An 18998-nucleotide genomic window follows, 5' to 3' on the forward strand; every position below is an offset into this window, starting at 1 on the left:
TGCTTATAAATTTAATTTTACTAGATAATTAACTATAATTCTACAAATAAATTTGTCATTTTTCTACTTCTAAAAATTTTATTTCTTATTTTTATTGCTCAATTATATTGTTTTTAGAGTCTGAAACTATTAATTACCCATTGTAATTCTCTCTTTCAATCCCTTTTGCATACATTACTTATTTACAATTTCAATAATTTCATCTCCGAAGGCTTTTAGTTTTCTCTTGCCTATACCTATTATTCTTCGCATCTTATCCAAATTAAAGGTAATTGCTCAACAATTTGGAGCAAACACTTTTGATGCAATACAAAAAAACCAGATGTTCAAATGAAAAAAGGAGTGAATAGTCACTCCACCGGCATTTATAGCTGCAACTCCTGTAGGTACCACCACAATCATACGTTTCGAGGATACTTTTTTTATTACGTAAATATGAACTAGTAAGACCAATGACCTAAAAGTATACCTCCATTCTCTAGATCAAAATAACAAACTGTATAATTACCAAAATCCTTTGTTTCAAATCCGAGTCGACTAAACATATCTGCTTCTCCCTTATTTACAACATAGACGTAATTTGGATTAATTTCATATCCTTGATCGACAAAGTGATATTTACCATAGCCATAGATATCAAGATACATGCTTGGATAATTCTTATACTGTACTGTATCCCGGTACTCCTTAGAATCTACTGCAGTCAAAAACATTACTTTTGAATAATTAATGCTGCTGGTAACAAAAATCTCGGTATCAAGAGTATCTGCAAATTTAATGGCATCATCCACACCATAGCTGAAATAGTATCCTATTTCTCTAGCATAATCAGTAAAGTAGTAATCGGCAAAAGAACAAAAGAAACAGAGCATGATACCAAGACCTACAATTAGAAAATTATTCTTCACCACTTCCTTGCTAAATAGGGTTGAAATAGAATATATACCCAATCCCATACAGATAGTTAACGGAATAAATAAATAATTGGCACGGTTGATATTGGTATAGGTCATACTGGCAATCAGGAAAGAAACGACGATTTGAATTAAAATAAACATTTCATAGGAAAGCTCTTTTTTTCGACATTTCTTTATAAATTCTTTGATAAGATATACTAATCCTAATGCTACAAAAGGTAGTCCAAATTTATAAAAAATCCCGTACTTTGGAATCACATTCCAAATCAACCCATCATTTTGAGAAATAATAATATCCATTATGTTTTTAAATTTATCTCCCATACCCTCGAAAGAGAACTCCGAACCTCTGAATTCGATAAGCTTTGGCGCAGTAAAAAAAGGTGTACTGACAGTCCCAATATAACCTTTATTGACCAGCAAAAACAGCATCAATGGCATTGCCATTAAAAACAGTATCACTCCGGAAATCAGATAGTATCTGTTAAACTTGAATTTCTTTATAATAACGAGATAAACCAACTGCAAGAAAATTGTTATTGCAGCAAATGGCCAATACAGCGCATAGCAGTAAAGACTCAGTCCATAGCTAATAGCAGAAAGAATAAGAAATTTCGGTTTCTCCACACCTATGCAAAAAAATAAAGTAGCAAAAAGCATAAAGTGTGGAGCCATATTACTTTCCAATCCCCAACGGGACATCATAAAATGCCAGGGATTAATTGCAAGAACAAACATGGAAACCAATGCGGCTTTGTTATCGGAAGTTACTTTTTTCACCAGAAAAAAACATGCTGCAAGTGCAATAGAGCCAAGTATTGCCTGAGGTATTCTGACACACCAAATATTGTTACCGAATAAAGCTATCCATGGAATCATAAGATATGATGCCAAAGCATTCATACCGCTACCCCACGTGGTCAGATATACAGGCAAATGATAACCGAAGGAATCTGCCCCTGTTCTCATCAGACATATCGCCTCATACCCGGCAAAAGCCTCGTCCTGATTTATTCCCGACGGAAATCTGTCAAGAAAAAGAATCCGAAGAAGACACCCTGCAAATAAAATCACTGAAAACAGTGCAATTTGAAACTTAGTCATATCTGAAAAACACGAAAAAATGGCTTCTTTAATATTTATTGCTTTTTTCTTTTTTATTTTCTCTTTATTTATGGTTTCTTTTTCTTTTTTATGAGTTTTTGCTTTAGTCATTATTAGCCTCCTAATTTCATTCTTGCCATCCCTAAGAATTATAGGATTATAATAGTATCAAAAATATATAGTCTTAGAGCACAAAACACAAGCCCTATACAGTATTGAATATACATAAGTACAACAACTATTATATAGCAAATTCTGAAATTATTCCAAGTAAATATTTTTTGTACAGCGCTAAATCTATAGAGTTTATCTCCCCATCTCTATTGACATCAGCTGCTTCTAAACCGTACTCATAATCGAAACTGTCAATTAATCCAAGCAGATATTTTTTCAACAATCCATAATCAATTGAGTTTATTTCTCCATTACCGTCTATGTCCCCTACTATGAAACTTTCATCGGGAGTCTTGGCATAATCGATAGAAAACGATATATTGTTCACTTTAGCTCTTCCATTACTTCTAAACCCCTCAACCATAAATGAAACGTCATTCATATCCCACATTCCCATACCCAAACTCTCCCAAGCTTTAAAGTGTTCAAGAACGGATATTGTCCCACTTGTTCTTTTCGAGGTCCGGATACTATAATACAAATAATGAGTAATTGTTCCGACTTGAATATTAGGTAGCTCATTATATTGATACCTGTAAATTTCATAGGTCAAACCATCAACATTTATCGTTCCCATAAACTCACTTCCTGATATTACCCAATTCACCGAATTTTCAATTATGTAGTATTCCAATATTTTATTCCGTGTAACATATTTCATTCCACATACACCTATGTATGCATGGTCATCTGCCTAAAAATCGCAATCATATTCAACTGTAATACTTTTAATTTCTTTGTAGCTTTTCTCTATATCAAGTTGCATACCTTTTCTAAAAAATGCATTATTTAAATCTCTCCACTCACAACTGAATCCACCTTCATCATCGATAGTCATAGTTGTATTTCCACGGTCTTTCCAGAGTTGATAGTAGCAGTCATCACTATATATGATTTGCGTTGACGTAATGACTTCTGAAGCTTGTACATTTACAGAACAAATAAAAATATTAATCAGAATAAAAAATAACCGCCTTTACCTTTTTCATGTCTATTAACTCCTCCTAATATAACTTGTCAAATATGTGCATTTCAAAAAATAGAGATGGGTGTTTTATTTAAGCAATAAAGTGACTTTAATAGTATTTGATAACTTGAAAGCGTTCAATCCCAAGAACTTTGTGATATAATAGTCGTATAGTTAACTCCAAAAAAAATGCCTTTTGTCGATATTATATCATAATTTTCTCCTATTTTTATTTATATTTATATAATTTTCATCGAAAAAAATAATTTCAAACTGAAAACAAAGCATTACAATTTGCTTATTTAATAAATATCCTCTCCAGCTATTTATGATTCAACCTCATCAAAAACAATACAAATAGTTATTTAATGTTTTTGGCTTTACATACAGAGTTATACTTCAACGTTTTGCTTCTCACCGCAAAAGGGACAATAATTATAGTTCTTTCTGACCTTTTTGCCACAAACATTGCACAAAGTAGACTTTGAAACAAATCTAGTTACAATAAGGTAAGCAATAAGACTTGACGGTACATTCAATAATCCGAAAAAGCCCCAAAGCCACTTGTTTTCTCCTCTTTTAGAAGCATCCCAGAATATCCAGCAGCCTTGTGCCAATAATATAATTATTAAAACAACCCATAAATATAGAGGTACATCCTTTATATCGTTCATTATTGCTCCTCCTCCATAAGTCTTTGTCTTATCATAAACGGAACCAATAAAGGCACACAAACCATAATAATAATCTGAGCCATTATGATTCTCTTACCGTACCCCATATATATAATTAAACCCAATACACTCAAAATCAGGCTCGATATGACAGCAAAGACTAACAAATCCTTAATGTTTTTTCTTCTTTCCATTATAATGCTTGATTTTCTAAAAGCTCTGCCAATTATTCTTTCATCAATTTCTATGTCGGTATCAAATAAAGTCATATTCTTTTTTATCAGTTCAAGTTCATTCCAATATTCTGTGCATTCACTGCAAGTATTAAGATGCCTCCGAATTTCCTCTGTCATTGACTTTTCTCCATAATATACATCCAAAAGGTCCTTTTGAATTTTTTTGTGCTCTAAAGACATATAAAAACTCCCTTCAGATTAAGTTTCTCAGCTTCTCTATACAATAGTGAAGTCTAGACCTTACCGTCCCAATGGGACACTTTAGTATTTTACTAATTTCTTCATAGGAATAGTCGTAATAATTTTTCAATATAAAAACCATTCTTTTTTCATAGGGAAAATCCATTAACAGCTTCCCTATCCTCTTTACAGTATCTTTGTTTATAACGGCATGCTCAATGTCTTGAGAATCCTTTAACGATAAATCTTCAATGGTCTTGTTGCTTATTTTCTTGTTCTTTCTAATATAATTTTTATACAAATTGGACGCAATAGAAATTAGCCAGGTTGAAAACTTGGACTCTCCCTTAAACTTTTTTATATTCAATATAGCCTTCATCATTACGTCTTGTGTTAAGTCCTTTGTAACTTCTTCATTCATAGTAAGTTTCAGAAGGTATCCGTATACAATTTTGTAGTTGTCATAAAGCAACAGTTCCAGTGACTTTCTGTCTCCCGATCTTGCTTTTTCAAGCAGAGTTTTTTCATCCAATAATATACCCCTTCCCTATTAGTCCATCCTTTGGAAAGTTGCAACAAACAATCTATTCCTTTCTCTTAGTGTTATCAATTTTAAACGGTTTATTTTTTTATCCTGCTATAAATTCCTCAATAGTATTAACTAAATCCGGATGAAGAGGATATCCCGGAAAAGTATATCTTTTGTAATTTTCCTTTTCATCCTCCGGTGAAACTTTCAGTACATGGTTCATATTTTCAAGTATTCTAAAATTCCTGTCATCTATTATATCGTCCAAATAGTTAATTTCATCAGGCTTTACCTGCAAATCACTGGTGCCGTATATGAAATACACTGGTATATCAAGCTTTTTTATCTCTGTAACAGGATTATATTCCATCCATCTTCTTATGAATTCTCCATTTTTACCGCTTAGCAGCTGCTTTATCTCTTTATTTTCCGAGTTACTCTCTTCTCCTGCTCTGATTTTATCAAGCTCCTCCTCTAAAATATTTGCAATTTCTTGATCCTGCCTCTTAATTTGTTCCAATAAAATTTTATCAATTGTTCTTGCTGCTCCGGCTATTGTCACAACACCATCAACCTTTTCCCGTTGAGCTGCCAAAACAGATATCAATGCTCCTTGACTATGTCCAATCAGATAAATTTTATCATAGTCTTTTTTTGCCTTAATATATTTTATACATTCAACCAAATCATCCACCAAAAAGTCAAATTTTATATTTTTATCTTTAAGAGATTTATAGCTTTTTCCCGAAGACCTTTGATCATATCTGAAGCTGGCAATACCTTTATCTTTAAGTTTGTATGCAAGATATTTCAGTGAATCGTTTCGGCCTTCCAAAATTGCACTGTTTCCATCTCTATCAGTAGGTCCCGATCCGGCAGTAATTATAACTATTGTGTTTTTTGCATTATCCTTAGGTTCCAGTATACTTCCATATATATATCCACCTTGTACCTCCAGTTTTACTTCGTTCATATTGTCAATACCATAAACAGCAATAATAGCAACAAGTATTACAATAGGCAGTATTAACAGATTTTTCATTTTTTCACCCCTATCTATACAAATTCAATCCTTTCAAGCTTAAACACTGACAGGACACCGAATATAACAACTAAAGCAATTGTACATATCAAAGATACTGCCAGGTTTTTTGACAAAAATTCTGCGAAATAATTAGCCTCAGTTAAAAGATTTACGGGCAAATATCTTTTTATTGAAGCAAAATTATTGGCCAAAGGCATTAAATATACTAATAGTACGGTGACTGCCGCTGCCAAAAACGATTTTTTTGAAAAACTACTGATAAGAATTAAAAAACTCAATACAAACACAAAGAATATACCATATACCGCACCTGAAACTACTGCTGCAGCAAAACTTCCATAGGTAAATCCGAAAATTACTCCCGAATACCAATATGCAATTAACATTCCCATAACATTAATAAATAATAGAAATACTCCATACACCAATAACTTAGCCAAAACCATGCCATTTATACTGCATCCCATTGAAACCGGAATACTCAAAGTTTTATCGGTTCTTTCCTTTGATATAATCCCCATCATAGACAGTACAATAATTAATGTGGAAAGCTGAAAGAGATTTTTCGTATAGCTTTCCAAAGCTGCCCTTTGACTAAGTTCAATTAACATACTAAAATCCGTTCCCTGCATCTGGCTTTTTAAAATTTCCGGCAGCAGCTTTAACATTAGAGGGTCCGAAAAGGCAAAAAACAAAACACCGATTGACAGAACCAAAAATTTTTTAGTTCTCATTCCCTCCAAAATTTCCTTCTTTATAAAAGCCTTAAAACTGTTAAATCCATTCATCTCATTTCACCGCCTTCAAAAATATTTCTTCAAGGCTGTTCCTTCTGAGGTTAATTGAAATTATAGGAATATTTAATTCTGAAATTAGTTTTACAAGTTTTGCACTATTCTGTTCAAAATCCTTAATCCATATATTTACCTGACTATCCTTGATATTTATTTTTTCTACAAAGTCCGCCCGATTTAACGTCTTAAATTGATCCTCATTTACAGGTTCATCGAACTCGATATCATATACAGGCTGAACATATTTTTTCATCAGCTGATGGATATTTTCCTCAAGTACTATTTGGCCATTGCTCAGAATTCCCACCCTGTCGCAAACCCTTTCAATATCATTCAGTATATGGGTTGACAAAAATATAGTTTTGCCCTGACTCTTAAGTGTGGATATTATATCAACCACATCCCGTCTTCCCTCAGGGTCTAGTGCTGAAGACGGTTCATCAAGCAATAATACTTTAGGATCATTATAGATTGCCACAGCAATTCCAAGTCTCTGCTTCATTCCCCTTGAATAGCCTCCAATAGCACGTTTGGCTGCCTTTGTGAGTTTAACCAAATCCAGCATTCTTTCAGACTTTTCTATTATTTGCTTTTTTGAATCCCCTCTCATAGAACCTATAAATTCAAGGTATTCCAGTGCATTCATATAGGGATAGAACTTTGGATCTTCCGGCAAATACCCCACATCGTTATTAGGTCTATTTTTAATATTTTGAATATTTTTTCCGTTAACAAAGCATTTACCCTTTTGAAATCCGATAAGTCCTGCCAATATATTCATTGTGGTTGATTTACCAGCCCCATTCTGCCCTATAAATCCGTACACTTCTCCTTCTTTCACTTCAATATTTACACCCTTTAAAACTTGATGTTTTCCATAACTTTTTACAAGATTTTCAATTCTAATCATCGGACCACCTTTTTCTACCTATAATTAAATAAGCTATCGGCCCTATCAAATTAATAAAGAGAATGGCAATCCAAAGGGGTTTGTTAAGGTTCCTTACTCCTTTTCTAAGTATATCTATAATGCAATAAATCAATAGTGCCACTTGAAAAATTATTATAGGTGCAAAAAGCTTTAAAATCTCCATCGAATTCATATTGTTGAACATGTGCTTTCCTCCTTTTTTATTATTTTGATAGTATGACACACAAGTTCAAAAAAAGTTCATATCAAAATTAAAAATTTTTATAAAAGCCGTAAGGATGATGACATCAGTAGAATATCCTGCTTTAGCAACATAATAATTATTGAATCCTAACTTCCATATAAATTATTAAAGCATCGTACTTTAAAAAAAGAAGCACGATGCTTTAATTTGCTCTATTTTGGCCTATCCCCCAATATTAATCTTTTCTTTTGAATTTATTAACTCTTTGTTTATTGTCTTTTTATATCCCGCATCTTTACAAGTCTATATGGGATTCTATTTCTTTATCTATTTTAAGATTTAAATCATTAATAATTGTATCATAGCTTCATCTAAAGTTTTTCCGCCGTTTATCTCTATATTGTAGTTTTCTGTTACTCGTGGGATATTTTTTCTGCAATTGGTATATTTTTAAGTGTGTTTACTGCGCTACTGCAAGAAATCAATAATAAAGTAAATTATAGCAATATTAATTTACGAAAATATAAAGATATTATATATTATCAAAAGAATGCTTCCTTTAATTTACTATAACGTTATCAGTTTATCATTTTCAAAACAAAGTTTTCAACCTCTTGCAAGGTAGTTGCAGCCTCAATTGATGGATAAGCATCTCTGGCAAAAATCAATCCGGTATCCGTTTCAAGAAATGCATATCTTCTTCCATCAGCAAAACCATAGTCTGCAACATCTTTTAACATGAGAACTGCACCTTTTTGTTCCCATATTGAACTTTCATTATACTCCATTGGCATGAAAATACCGGTTGTTCCAACCTTAATTTGCGAAATAATGTCAGTGTCTTCCACCTTTAAATTAATACTTATTGGGCATGGTAAAAGCACAGATAGATTGTCTCCCAATTTAATATTGCCGCGATAAACTTTCTCCACCTCAATTTCAGCAATACTCCGGTATTCTTTATCTCCATTGAAATCGATTTCTATATTTTGGATACCGGTAACAGTTCCTTTGAATATCACAGTTCTCCACACTGAAAACAATTCTTCTTCCGAATGCCACACTAAACTGTTTTTTGCACTGGATATATTTCCCGGTACACTTTCAACAGTCTTAAAGCTTGCCCTTTTAGGCGTATTCGATACATTTAGCCTCAAAATACCTATTGTTATTACCAGAATAAAGCAAGCAGCAACAGAAAATCTCTTAATCCAAATGCTATTCTTTATTATTCGCTCTGACGGTGAAGCCTCTGTAATATACTTATCATCAACTTGCCCTAGCGAATATATCAATCGTTCACTTTTCATAACATTACACCTTCCTTTTCCAAATGTCGTTTCAGCTCGTTTCTAGCCCTTAGCAAAGTCATTTTTACTTTACTCTGACTTATGCCGTAATCCTTTGCTATTTCTTTAATTGAACTAAAATACCAGTAACGGCGCATAAATATTTTTCGGGTTTCTACCGGAAGAGAAGCAAGAAAACCGTTTAATGTCTCAACTAATGCCATATCGTCTATCTTTTGTTCAGTACTGCTAAAAGTAGGGATGAAATTTTCCAATTCATCAAGCACTGCTTGTACCTGACCTAAACCTCGTTTTTGAGCAGTATACTTCTCGTATTTATTCAAGGATAAATAGCGGGTAATTTTCCCCAAATATGCCGAAAGACTGCTCGGACGGTTTGGAGGTATGGATTCCCATGCCTTTATATAAGTGTCGTTGACGCACTCCTCAGCATCTTCATGATTATGTAAAATGTTATACGAAATGCTGTAGCAATATCTACCATACTTGTTTGCTGTTTCTGAAATAGCAGATTCGGAGCGGTCGAAGTATAGTTTAATAATGTGGTTATCTTCCATGAACCTCTCCTTTTATATATGATTTTGCCTTTTAACTATATAGACCGGAAAAAATAAGTTTAGGTCACATCGACTTTTGATATTATTCCTTTTGAAATTTTCATAAATTATATTACATTTTAACAAACAATACCATTAATAAACAGGCTATTGTTGAAAGGTAAAGTAGCTTGGTGAAAAACAAGAAAAGATTGGGATCTTATAGCCAAAATGCTTATCAACCTCGGCATATTACATAACTGTGATATTTTAGGATGCACATCGGTAAGAGATAAAAACTTTATTGAAGGAAACGCCAAAACTACTCCCATCAAGGAGATATGGTCAAACCCCGACAGCTTCAGCTGGAACAGAAAGATGACAAAGGATAAGCTTTCGGGTCTTTGCAGAAAATGTTTATTCGGAAACCGGTGTCTCGGAGGTTGTTCCAACACAAGGCTGACCATGGAAGGAAGTATCTATTCCGAAAACAAATATTGTTCATATAATGTTGCTGTAACAACAGCCCGGAAACAGCTTGAGAAAATTGAAGACATAGATGTTATAATGTCAAAAGCAAGAAAATTTGCCGACAACGGCAATTTGCAACTAAGTGAAATATTGCTGTCCAAAGCCATAGAAATGGGATGCAATGATATTGGGCTGTTTGAGTTTTACGGATATGTAAGCTTTATGCTGGGCAACTATCTTGATGCCAGAAAAGCTAATGAAGAAGCACTGAAAATCAACCCGGAAAGTGCTTATGCAAACAAAGGAATGGGATTGTCTTTGGGAAAACTCGGAGAAGTAGATAAAGGAATAGAATATTTGAGAAAGGCAATTGCGCTTTCTGACGAAAACTTTACCGATCCCTATTATGATCTGGCAGTTCTTCTTTATGAAAACGGAAGAAACGAGGAAGCGCTGAAGGTTCTTGAAGAAGGAAGAGCGAAATACGAAAGCTTTGAGTCGGTAAGCAAGGACTTGTATGAAATTTTGACAAATGCCTCTTAAGGTTAGGATAATGTTGACTGAGTAGTGATTTATTCAATTAAAAATGGTGTTATTGCTTCCGTCGATCCTGACAAGGGAATTGTCAAATATGATTTGGAGTTTTTTTACTCGATATAGACTGAGGGCTTTTTTTGCTTGAACCCGGCAAAAGTTTAAAAATAGAATAGCTCACAGGTTAAGTACGGTTATAGACCGTGACCATATATGTTCTTGACAAGGGCAAGGTTGCAGAAGCCAGTTCACATTAAGAATTTGTAAGCAAAAAAGTGGGCTGTTATAAAATTTGGCATTTGAGGCGCCCTGATACATAAATAAGGACTATCTCTTCTCAAAAAATAACGTTTTACTGTCGGAAAACTTCGATTTAAAGCTTAATCTTTTTTGAGGAGAATAGTATATAAAAATCAATTGCAAAGGAGGTATAATCATGTCCGAGATAGAAAAATTAAGTATTGGCAGAGAATTGACAGATGAAGAACTCATGGAAATGACAGGAGGATCCAGTTTCATTACTCCAATCTCTGAGAAAGACATAATCATAGCACCTATAGTTAAATATGGTATCCACTGCATGTACGGAATAAACCCAATTGATCCTATAGTTAAACCACTATACGGAATAGTAGTTAAACCACTTTACGGAATAGATATCGATAGATAATTTTATTTGATTTTAAGGGGGCATGGTCAATAGACCGTGCCTTTCACTATAAAAAAATGAACCGGCGAAAAAAACACCGATCCACTTTTTAAGAAATCCACTGCAAATCATATACTAACACCGAGTTTTGCTCCTTGGTAAACTGCATCGGTGATATTTCCGGTTTTAGCGGCATCTCCAATGACATGTATTTTCTTGCCGGTTTTCTTAAGAGGCTCTTCCAATGGATTATAGGATTTTGAACCTACAGCAAGGATAATAGTGTCAAATCCCTGTAAAGTTTGCTCAACACCGTCCCTTTCCACCATAACACTGCCTTTAGAAAGGGCTTTTACTTTTGTGTTTGTCATAATATTAACCCCGTATCTGGTTAGTCTCTGCTGAGTTAAATATCTAATATCGGGATGCTCTTCTTTTGCAATTTCATCCCTCATTTCTACAATGGTCACCTGACGGTTTTGATTGGCAAGCATTTCTCCTGTTTCGACTCCCACTTGTCCTCCGCCGATAATTATTACTTTATCGCCAGCCAATACCCTTCCTGCCAGTATATCAATGGCTTGTACAACTTCTGCATCGTCTATTCCTTCAAAGGCAGGACGGATTGGAACACCGCCTGTTGCTATAACTATTTCGTCAAAATCTGCAACCGTTTCTAAAGTTGCCTCTATTCCGAATTTATAATCAACACCGTACTTTTTACCTAAAGTCATATATGCTTGAACTGTTCTTAAGAGTTCCTGCTTGTAAGGCGGTCTTGCACCGAATACAATTTGACCACCTGGCCTGTCTGCCTTGTCAAATACTGTAACCGAATGTCCCCGTTTTGCAGCTACCCAGGCTGTTTCAAGTCCGGCAGGACCTGCACCGATAATTGCAATTCGTTTCGGCTTATCCACAGTATCAAATTTTAGAATTCCTTCTTTTCCCGTAAAAGGATTATAGGTACAGGACACACCGTTATCCCATTCATCACGACCGCCTGCTCCTGCACATCTTTGGAGACATGCTACACATGGAATAATTTCATCCACCCTGTTCTCCTTCACTTTGATTGGAAATTCGGGATCGGCTAAAGAAGTTCTTCCCAATGCTACAAGATCTGCCGAACCTGAAGCAATAATATCTTCAGCAATATACGGATCTACTATCCTTCCGGTAACGATAACCGGAACATTAACCATATCTTTTATGAATGCAGAATTTGCAGCGTTAAATCCGGGCGGTATTGCCTGGGGAGCCAAAGTTTTATAGCTTGTTCCATAGGCACCACCAATGGAAACATTAATTACATCGGCTCCCGCTTCTTCCAACATTTTAGCCGCAGTTCTGGCCTGCCTTACTCCCCAGCTGTCATGCTCCGATTCTTCCGCACTGATTCGAATGCTAACTGGAAAATCCTTACCGCACTTATCTTTTATCCTCTTTATAATTTCAACAGGAAATCTCATACGGTTTTGGAAGTGTCCTCCGAATTCATCTATTCGTTTGTTGGAATAAGGGGACATAAACTGTGCAATAATGTATTGATGTGCACCATGAAGTTCTACACCGTCGTATCCTGAGTTTTTTGCCCTCACCGCTGCATCTACAAATTTGTCGATCAATTGATATACTTCCTCTGTTGTTAATTCCCTTGGAATTTCTTTATTTGATGGACTGGCCACAGGAGATGGTGCAACAGGTTGCTTGCCTGTAACCATGGAATAGGACAGACGACCGGCATGATGTAACTGGCAGAAAATAATTCCGCCATATTTATGGACTTCCTCTGTCAACTTCTTATGTCCAGATATAAAAGAATCGTCCCAAATACCCAATTGACCCGGCATAGCCATACCGACAGGGTCAATGCATGTAAACTCTGTAATAATTAAACCAAAACCTCCTTTGGCCCTGGCTGCATAGTAATCAATAGTGCGTTGGGAAACTTGCCCATTGGGTTCTGCCAAGTGTGCTCCCATTGCCGGTACAATGTAACGATTTTTTAATTCGACTGGACCAATTTTTATAGGTGACAGTGATTTTGAAAAACTCATACTATCTCTCCTTTCCATTTATTTAGGTTAACTGTTGATTTATCTTATCTTCACTATTATTTGCAAAATATATAATTTCCATTAAAAATCTGTTTTGCAATATTACTTAAAAAACTCTCCTTTTTATATTTCATCTATGGTAATCAAGAAGTAATGATTTGTATAACATCCAATACTTCTTGATTTCTTATTTTGATACTTATATTAATTCAAATATAATTCCCATGATTAATTTTCGGTAAAACTACACTAATAATTAAGCATTATGCATCTTTTCTTCCTTTTTAAATCTGCATGAGTAGTTGTATATCCAAAATCCTAACAATACAAAAACTGCAAGGCTTATAAAGTTCTTTACGCTTTCGTTGGGAATAATCGATGAAAGGAAATCAATTTTAATACTCAATGCAGCAAATATACCTATGATAATACCGGTTAAAGCATCGCCCGCAACTAAACCCGAAGCTATTAAAGTACCTCTTTCCACTGCAGTATCTATGCTTTCTTTGTCATTTTTGAATTTCTTTTCCACCAGTAACCTTATCAAGCCACCAAAGAAAATAGCCGTATTCAAAGTTATAGGCAAATAAATACCTAAGGCAACCGGTAGAATCGGCAATCCTGTGAGAGCACAGAATATTGCAATAAATATTCCTATGATGACAAGTGTCCAAGGCAGTTTTGCCGTCATGATACCTTCTACAATCAGTTTCATTAGAGTTGCCTGTGGTGCTGTAACTTGTCCGCTTCCTATGCCGTAAGCACTATGCATAAGGAGAACTGTTGCACCTGCAGCAATGGAAGCCACTGCAAGAGAAACAAACATTCCGTGCTGAACCTTTTTAGGTGTGCCGCCCAAAATATAAGTCGCTTTCAGCGATTGAGCCACACCGCCACCGACAGCAATTGCTACACAAACAATACCGGCTGTAAGCAATACAACATACATGCCGTCAGCACCGTTTGCACCCATTGCTTTATAAACCGATGCAATTACCAATAATGTTGCTATGGTCATACCAGAAACCGGATTGTTGCTGGCACCGATTACGCCAACCATTCTTGCCGACACTACTGCAAAGAAGAAGGAAAAAAATACTGCAAGAATGGCGCCAACCGGGCCTGCTTTCACAGTTGGTGTTAACCATGTCAACAGAAAACCTGCAACTGCTGCAATAAATACCCACATAATGGATGGGTCCTGATTAACACGTTCCGATGTTCTTTCTCCCTTGCCAAATCCAGCCATAGACTCTTTAAAAGATTTAAATATAGTAGGAAGTGATTTAGCCAAAGAAATAAAACCACCAGCTGCAACAGCACCGGCACCTATATACTTAATATAGCTGGACCATATATCAGTTGCAGACATTTCTGAAATTAATGCAGTGGATGGGAAAATTGGGGTTGTTACCATTCCGCCAAAAAACTTAATCAACGGAATAAAACCGAACCATGCAACAATAGAACCGGCAAGCATAAGTATTGATGTCTTTGTTCCGATAATGAAACCAACTCCAACAAGGGATGCAAGTGTATCAGTACCGATCATAGTGCCTTGGAAACGCTTAATAATATAAGTTGCTGTTTCGTTCCACAAAGCTAAACCGCCCGATAATATTTTGTAACCCAATCCGACAATCAAACCTTTCAAAACGGATATAAACCCCTTACCGCCTTGGTTTGCACTTACCAAAACTTCAGCTTGCGCCATTGATTCCGGGTAAACCAGTTTCCCATGCTCTTGCACAATCAAGTGTTTACGTACCGGTATAATAAAATACACACCCATTATTCCTCCAATGACAGTAACTATAACTACTGTCCATAGCGGAAGACTAAAACCGATAAGAATGAGAGCTGGCAATACAAAGATAATACCTCCTGCAATTGATTCTCCAACTGCTGCAAGTGAAGCAACATAGTTTGATTCCAGTATATTGTTTCTTTTTAATATACTTCTAAACAAGACCGTAGCTAATATAGCACCGGGAATACCTGCAGATATAGTCAAACCGACTTTTAAACCCAAATAAGTATTGGCTGCAGCAAAAATAACTGCAGAAATAATTCCTAAAATTATAGAATAAACCGTTGCTTCAGGAACATTTTCATTATTTCCTACAAACGGCCTGTAATCCTCACCTTTAATTCCTCCATAGGCTTCTTTTGGTAGTTTTCTCACTTCATCCGACATATCAGTTCCTCCACTGTTTTATTTAATTTCTTCAAGCAGTCGTACCAAGAATCTCCAAACCCTTTCTACCGAAGAAATGCTGAGATGCTCTTTTTCTGTATGAACTTCATACATATTAGGTCCAAAACTTATCATATCAGTATTGGGTAAAATCTTTTTCAACACCCCGCACTCAAGACCGGCATGGATAGCGGTAACTATAACTTTCTTTTTAAACATCTCTTCATAAACTCTAACGGCTTTTTTCCTGATTTCTGATTTCTCATCATATTCCCAGGCCGGATAGAAGCTGTTTTCCTGAACAATGGCATTAGTCCTTTTTGCAATTAGCGCCACTCGGTTTAAAAGTTCTCTGAGGGAACTACTCGACGAAGAACGATGGGATATTGTTATAATCAGCTGACCTTCCTTTTCTTCCGCAACAGCATTATTAAGACTGGTTTGCACCAAACCATCAATGTCTTTTGACATATATTGTACGCCATCGGGAGTCATCATCAGAAAATCAATTACATCTTCAGACAACTGTTTATCATAAATTTCATCTACATCCACTTCTCTTGCAGTAATAGTCAGTCCTCCATCTTCCACACGATACTCTTCTTTAAGTTCTTTTGCAATTACCTCAATTAAACCCACTGTACCATTTAAATCCTCTGCCAAAACAACTGCTTTTGCCTCATTCGGAATGGCATTATGCTTAGTTCCGCCGGAAATTTGCGACAATGTAATTTTGCTTCTGCAATGGTCTAAAATACGAGCTAATAACTTAATGGCATTGCCTCTCTGTTTAACTATCTCCATTCCGGAGTGACCGCCTTTTAGACCGGAAACTCTGATTTCCAGTCCTTTACCGCTTTTCTTTTCTTTTTTTAATGGAAAAGTAACAGTCTGATTGGCACCGCCGGCACAGCTAACCAAAAAAACTCCTTCTTCCTCTGCGTCAATATTAAGCAATATTTTTCCGCTTAAATGCTCATTACTCAAAGCCATTGCCCCGTCCATAGCTGTTTCCTCGTTTGTTGTAATCAACAGTTCAATGGCAGGATGCTTTAAGTCATCGGAATCTAAAATTGCCAAGCCGTAGGCAATTGCAATTCCATTATCCCCGCCAAGAGTTGTGTTGTTTGCTCTTAAAAAATCTCCTTCCACAATCATTTCAATGGGATCTGAATCAAAATTATGAGCAGAGCCTTCCCCTTTGACGCATACCATGTCACTGTGTCCTTGTATGATAACGGCAGGAGCATTTTCATAACCCGGAGTAGCAGGCTTTTTAATGATTACATTATAGATTTCATCCTGATACACTTCCAAATTTCTTTCCTTTGCAAAGTTCACCAAAAAATCGCTAATTCCCTTTTCATTGCCGGAACATCTCGGAACCCGGTTAATCTCATAAAACCAATGAAATACTCTTTGCGGTTCAATTGTATGAATTGTCGACATATTCCCACCAACTTTTCAAATTTCGCAATTATGAGTAGATTTTTATAAGATAGTATATCCTATATCGTTTTTTTATACTCTAAATTATAAATAAAAAAACATGCCCGTTAGGACATGTCATTAACTTAAATTTCTTTTATTTTAATCTCCATAAATTCTCTTTCACATTTTGATAAGCACCTATCACAGGAATGCACTTTTTTCATTAAACATCAATTCGAAATATATATAAAGATAATTACTTTCTTCGTCAATTTCTTTTCAGTCTTCCTCTATATCTTTTAATCATTGGAATAATTCACCTTATCCAAAAAACGCATCAATTTTTCATTGGATATGGCAAAATTAAGGTTTTCTCCGCCAGTAATCTTAAAAGTGGTAATTCCAATCAATTGACCTTTCTTATTCAACAATGCTCCACCGGAATTTCCTGCCGATATAGCAGCATCAGTTTGTATAACATTTCCATCATTATATGGTCTTAAAGCAGTTACATGTCCAAAAGATAAGGTATTGATCAAGCCTTGGGAAGAACCAATTGAAACAACTTGCTCACCCAATTTAATGCTGTTTTCGGGGGCAAATTTAATATATCCACCCAGTGATAAATTATCGACATGTATTAATGCTATATCTTCATTTTTATCGAAATCTATCAATTTGGCCTTCATATGCAAAAATTTTGTGCCGGAATCCTCGCCATCCTGAAAATCAACCCAAATACTTCCTCTATTCACCACATGATAGTTGGTCAGAATATATCCTTCGTCATTTATAAGTACTCCGGAACCTTGTACCCCTGAACTTGTCAATATCATACATACATATTTTTTAAGCTCGGCTATTTCAGTATCAAGTAGTTCCTTATCATCGTAAGAAACAGAATATAATTTATTTTTTACTTTCGGAGGCGTTGTGGAAGTAGTCTCAGTTTCTTCACTCATTAATGCAACATTATGTGAAACCAAAGGTGTATATTTCACATCAATATAATTGTCATTAACCTGAGCATTACCAATATTGATATCTGCAAATATCAAACTGATGAACAAGCCTAAAATGGAAGGTATTACTATAGCGGATACAATAAGTACGAACAGTTTTGCATTCATAAGAACTACCTCCATACAAACTTTTTGTTACGATGATTACTGCATTAAAACTTCAAATGTCCATTTCATCGATTTTTTTAACCCCAAAATAAGCTATCAGACTTGTTAATTGAAAGGATCTCTTAAAATATATCGGAATTTTTATATCTCAAATTTAGTTGATTTAGTTAATATATCCCATTCTAAAACAAATCAACCAATCCAAATTCGTATTAAATAATAAACAATTGGTATAATTATCGCAGGAAGCATATTGGCTACTTTGATACTGCGAATTTCCAGTAGATTTATTCCTATACCTAAAATCAGAACATTTCCCACAAGGGACATCTGATTTATTACTTCAGCAGTCAACATTGGCTCTATGAATTCTGCAAGAAGAGTAATTGAGCCTTGATATAGGAATACGGCTACTGACGAAAAAAGAACACCTATCCCCATTGTTGCACTAAATATGATTGAGCTGATACAGTCTAAAATTGATTTTGCATAAAGGGTATTGGCATTCCCGGTAAGACCTTCCTCCAGAGAACCTACAATTGCCATTGCGCCAACGCAAAACAGAAGGGTTGCCGATACAAAACCGGCAGAAAAATTACTTCCTGAACCGGGAATTTTCTTCTGGATAAATTCAGCAAGCCTGTTCAATTTCTCCTCAATATTTATAGCCTCGCCTATTACAGAGCCTATAACAAGAAAAATTATCATGGTCATTATATAGTTACTTTCAAGTTTGCCGTCATAAGATACTTTAAATATCGACGAAAGAGTACCGGATAAACCGATAATTACTGTGGACAACCCTAACGCCTGCTTTATAATTACACCAAATCTCTCGGATAACCTGCCCTTAATAATCATTCCCAGCAACGCTCCGCCAATTATGGCACACGCATTAACAATACTTCCTTGAGCCAGCATGACTTCCTCCCTAAACTTTTTTAC

General features: G+C 35.4%; 18 protein-coding genes and 1 pseudogene. 2 read left to right on the forward strand and 17 right to left on the reverse strand.

Annotated elements, in window-relative coordinates; translation table 11 throughout:
• Positions 1 to 440 precede the first annotated feature (440 nt).
• The 12 genes and pseudogenes from CLOCL_RS09135 to CLOCL_RS09185 form a co-directional block, all read right to left on the reverse strand.
• The gene (locus tag CLOCL_RS09135; RefSeq protein WP_052306590.1) at positions 441 to 2132 is read right to left on the reverse strand and encodes a glycosyltransferase family 39 protein; all 1692 of its coding nucleotides are present in this window, start codon (positions 2130 to 2132) and stop codon (positions 441 to 443) included.
• Positions 2133 to 2262: 130 nt separating this feature from the next.
• Complete coding sequence (locus CLOCL_RS21855) at positions 2263 to 2559, reverse strand: dockerin type I repeat-containing protein (protein WP_245532893.1); 297 nt, start codon at positions 2557 to 2559, stop codon at positions 2263 to 2265.
• Positions 2533 to 3156: pseudogene (locus CLOCL_RS23160) on the reverse strand (glycoside hydrolase family 11 protein); the annotation flags it as partial. The gene CLOCL_RS21855 and the pseudogene CLOCL_RS23160, both read right to left, overlap by 27 nt.
• 398 nt (positions 3157 to 3554) lie before the next feature.
• On the reverse strand, positions 3555 to 3836 hold the full coding sequence (locus tag CLOCL_RS22760; RefSeq protein ID WP_014255067.1) for a zinc ribbon domain-containing protein: 282 nt from the start codon (positions 3834 to 3836) through the stop codon (positions 3555 to 3557).
• The gene (locus tag CLOCL_RS22765) at positions 3836 to 4252 is read right to left on the reverse strand and encodes a hypothetical protein (protein WP_014255068.1); all 417 of its coding nucleotides are present in this window, start codon (positions 4250 to 4252) and stop codon (positions 3836 to 3838) included. Before CLOCL_RS22765 ends, CLOCL_RS22760 begins: the two co-directional genes overlap by 1 nt.
• A gap of 13 nt (positions 4253 to 4265) precedes the next feature.
• Positions 4266 to 4784: a sigma-70 family RNA polymerase sigma factor gene (locus tag CLOCL_RS09155; RefSeq protein WP_014255069.1), complete on the reverse strand. Its 519-nt coding sequence runs from the start codon at positions 4782 to 4784 to the stop codon at positions 4266 to 4268.
• Between the two features lie 97 nt (positions 4785 to 4881).
• Positions 4882 to 5823: an alpha/beta hydrolase gene (locus CLOCL_RS09160; RefSeq protein WP_014255070.1), complete on the reverse strand. Its 942-nt coding sequence runs from the start codon at positions 5821 to 5823 to the stop codon at positions 4882 to 4884.
• 14 nt (positions 5824 to 5837) lie between these two features.
• Entirely contained in the window at positions 5838 to 6614 is a 777-nt protein-coding gene (locus CLOCL_RS09165; protein ID WP_014255071.1) for an ABC transporter permease, read from the reverse strand.
• A gap of 1 nt (position 6615) precedes the next feature.
• Entirely contained in the window at positions 6616 to 7530 is a 915-nt protein-coding gene (locus CLOCL_RS09170) for an ABC transporter ATP-binding protein (RefSeq protein ID WP_014255072.1), read from the reverse strand.
• Positions 7523 to 7735 carry a PLDc N-terminal domain-containing protein gene (locus CLOCL_RS09175; protein WP_014255073.1) on the reverse strand — a complete coding sequence of 71 codons (213 nt, stop codon included), beginning with the start codon at positions 7733 to 7735 and terminating at the stop codon, positions 7523 to 7525. Before CLOCL_RS09175 ends, CLOCL_RS09170 begins: the two co-directional genes overlap by 8 nt.
• Before the next feature lie 578 nt (positions 7736 to 8313).
• On the reverse strand, positions 8314 to 9045 hold the full coding sequence (locus CLOCL_RS09180; protein WP_014255074.1) for a hypothetical protein: 732 nt from the start codon (positions 9043 to 9045) through the stop codon (positions 8314 to 8316).
• Positions 9042 to 9602, reverse strand: a complete 561-nt coding sequence (locus CLOCL_RS09185; RefSeq protein WP_014255075.1) for an RNA polymerase sigma factor — start codon at positions 9600 to 9602, stop codon at positions 9042 to 9044. Before CLOCL_RS09185 ends, CLOCL_RS09180 begins: the two co-directional genes overlap by 4 nt.
• Positions 9603 to 9812: 210 nt before the next feature.
• On the opposite strand from CLOCL_RS09185, the gene CLOCL_RS09190 reads away from it, so the two are divergent.
• Together CLOCL_RS09190 and CLOCL_RS09195 are read left to right on the forward strand one after the other, a co-directional pair.
• Positions 9813 to 10595 carry an SPASM domain-containing protein gene (locus tag CLOCL_RS09190; protein ID WP_245532865.1) on the forward strand — a complete coding sequence of 261 codons (783 nt, stop codon included), beginning with the start codon at positions 9813 to 9815 and terminating at the stop codon, positions 10593 to 10595.
• A gap of 427 nt (positions 10596 to 11022) precedes the next feature.
• The gene (locus CLOCL_RS09195) at positions 11023 to 11256 is read left to right on the forward strand and encodes a hypothetical protein (protein ID WP_014255076.1); all 234 of its coding nucleotides are present in this window, start codon (positions 11023 to 11025) and stop codon (positions 11254 to 11256) included.
• A gap of 107 nt (positions 11257 to 11363) precedes the next feature.
• On the opposite strand, the gene CLOCL_RS09200 is transcribed toward CLOCL_RS09195, so the two are convergent.
• From CLOCL_RS09200 to CLOCL_RS09220, 5 genes are all read right to left on the reverse strand, one after another.
• On the reverse strand, positions 11364 to 13295 hold the full coding sequence (locus CLOCL_RS09200; RefSeq protein ID WP_014255077.1) for an FAD-dependent oxidoreductase: 1932 nt from the start codon (positions 13293 to 13295) through the stop codon (positions 11364 to 11366).
• 256 nt (positions 13296 to 13551) lie between these two features.
• Positions 13552 to 15492, reverse strand: a complete 1941-nt coding sequence (locus tag CLOCL_RS09205; RefSeq protein ID WP_014255078.1) for an OPT family oligopeptide transporter — start codon at positions 15490 to 15492, stop codon at positions 13552 to 13554.
• An 18-nt stretch (positions 15493 to 15510) separates the two neighbouring features.
• The gene (locus tag CLOCL_RS09210; protein ID WP_014255079.1) at positions 15511 to 16941 is read right to left on the reverse strand and encodes an aminoacyl-histidine dipeptidase; all 1431 of its coding nucleotides are present in this window, start codon (positions 16939 to 16941) and stop codon (positions 15511 to 15513) included.
• Between the two features lie 281 nt (positions 16942 to 17222).
• Entirely contained in the window at positions 17223 to 18053 is an 831-nt protein-coding gene (locus CLOCL_RS21050) for a S1C family serine protease (RefSeq protein ID WP_014255080.1), read from the reverse strand.
• A 192-nt stretch (positions 18054 to 18245) separates the two neighbouring features.
• A complete protein-coding gene (locus tag CLOCL_RS09220; protein ID WP_014255081.1) occupies positions 18246 to 18974 on the reverse strand; it encodes a DUF554 domain-containing protein in 729 nt (242 codons plus the stop codon).
• Positions 18975 to 18998: the final 24 nt, after the last annotated feature.

The sequence above is a fragment of the Acetivibrio clariflavus DSM 19732 genome (assembly GCF_000237085.1).
GTDB lineage: Bacteria > Bacillota > Clostridia > Acetivibrionales > Acetivibrionaceae > Acetivibrio > Acetivibrio clariflavus.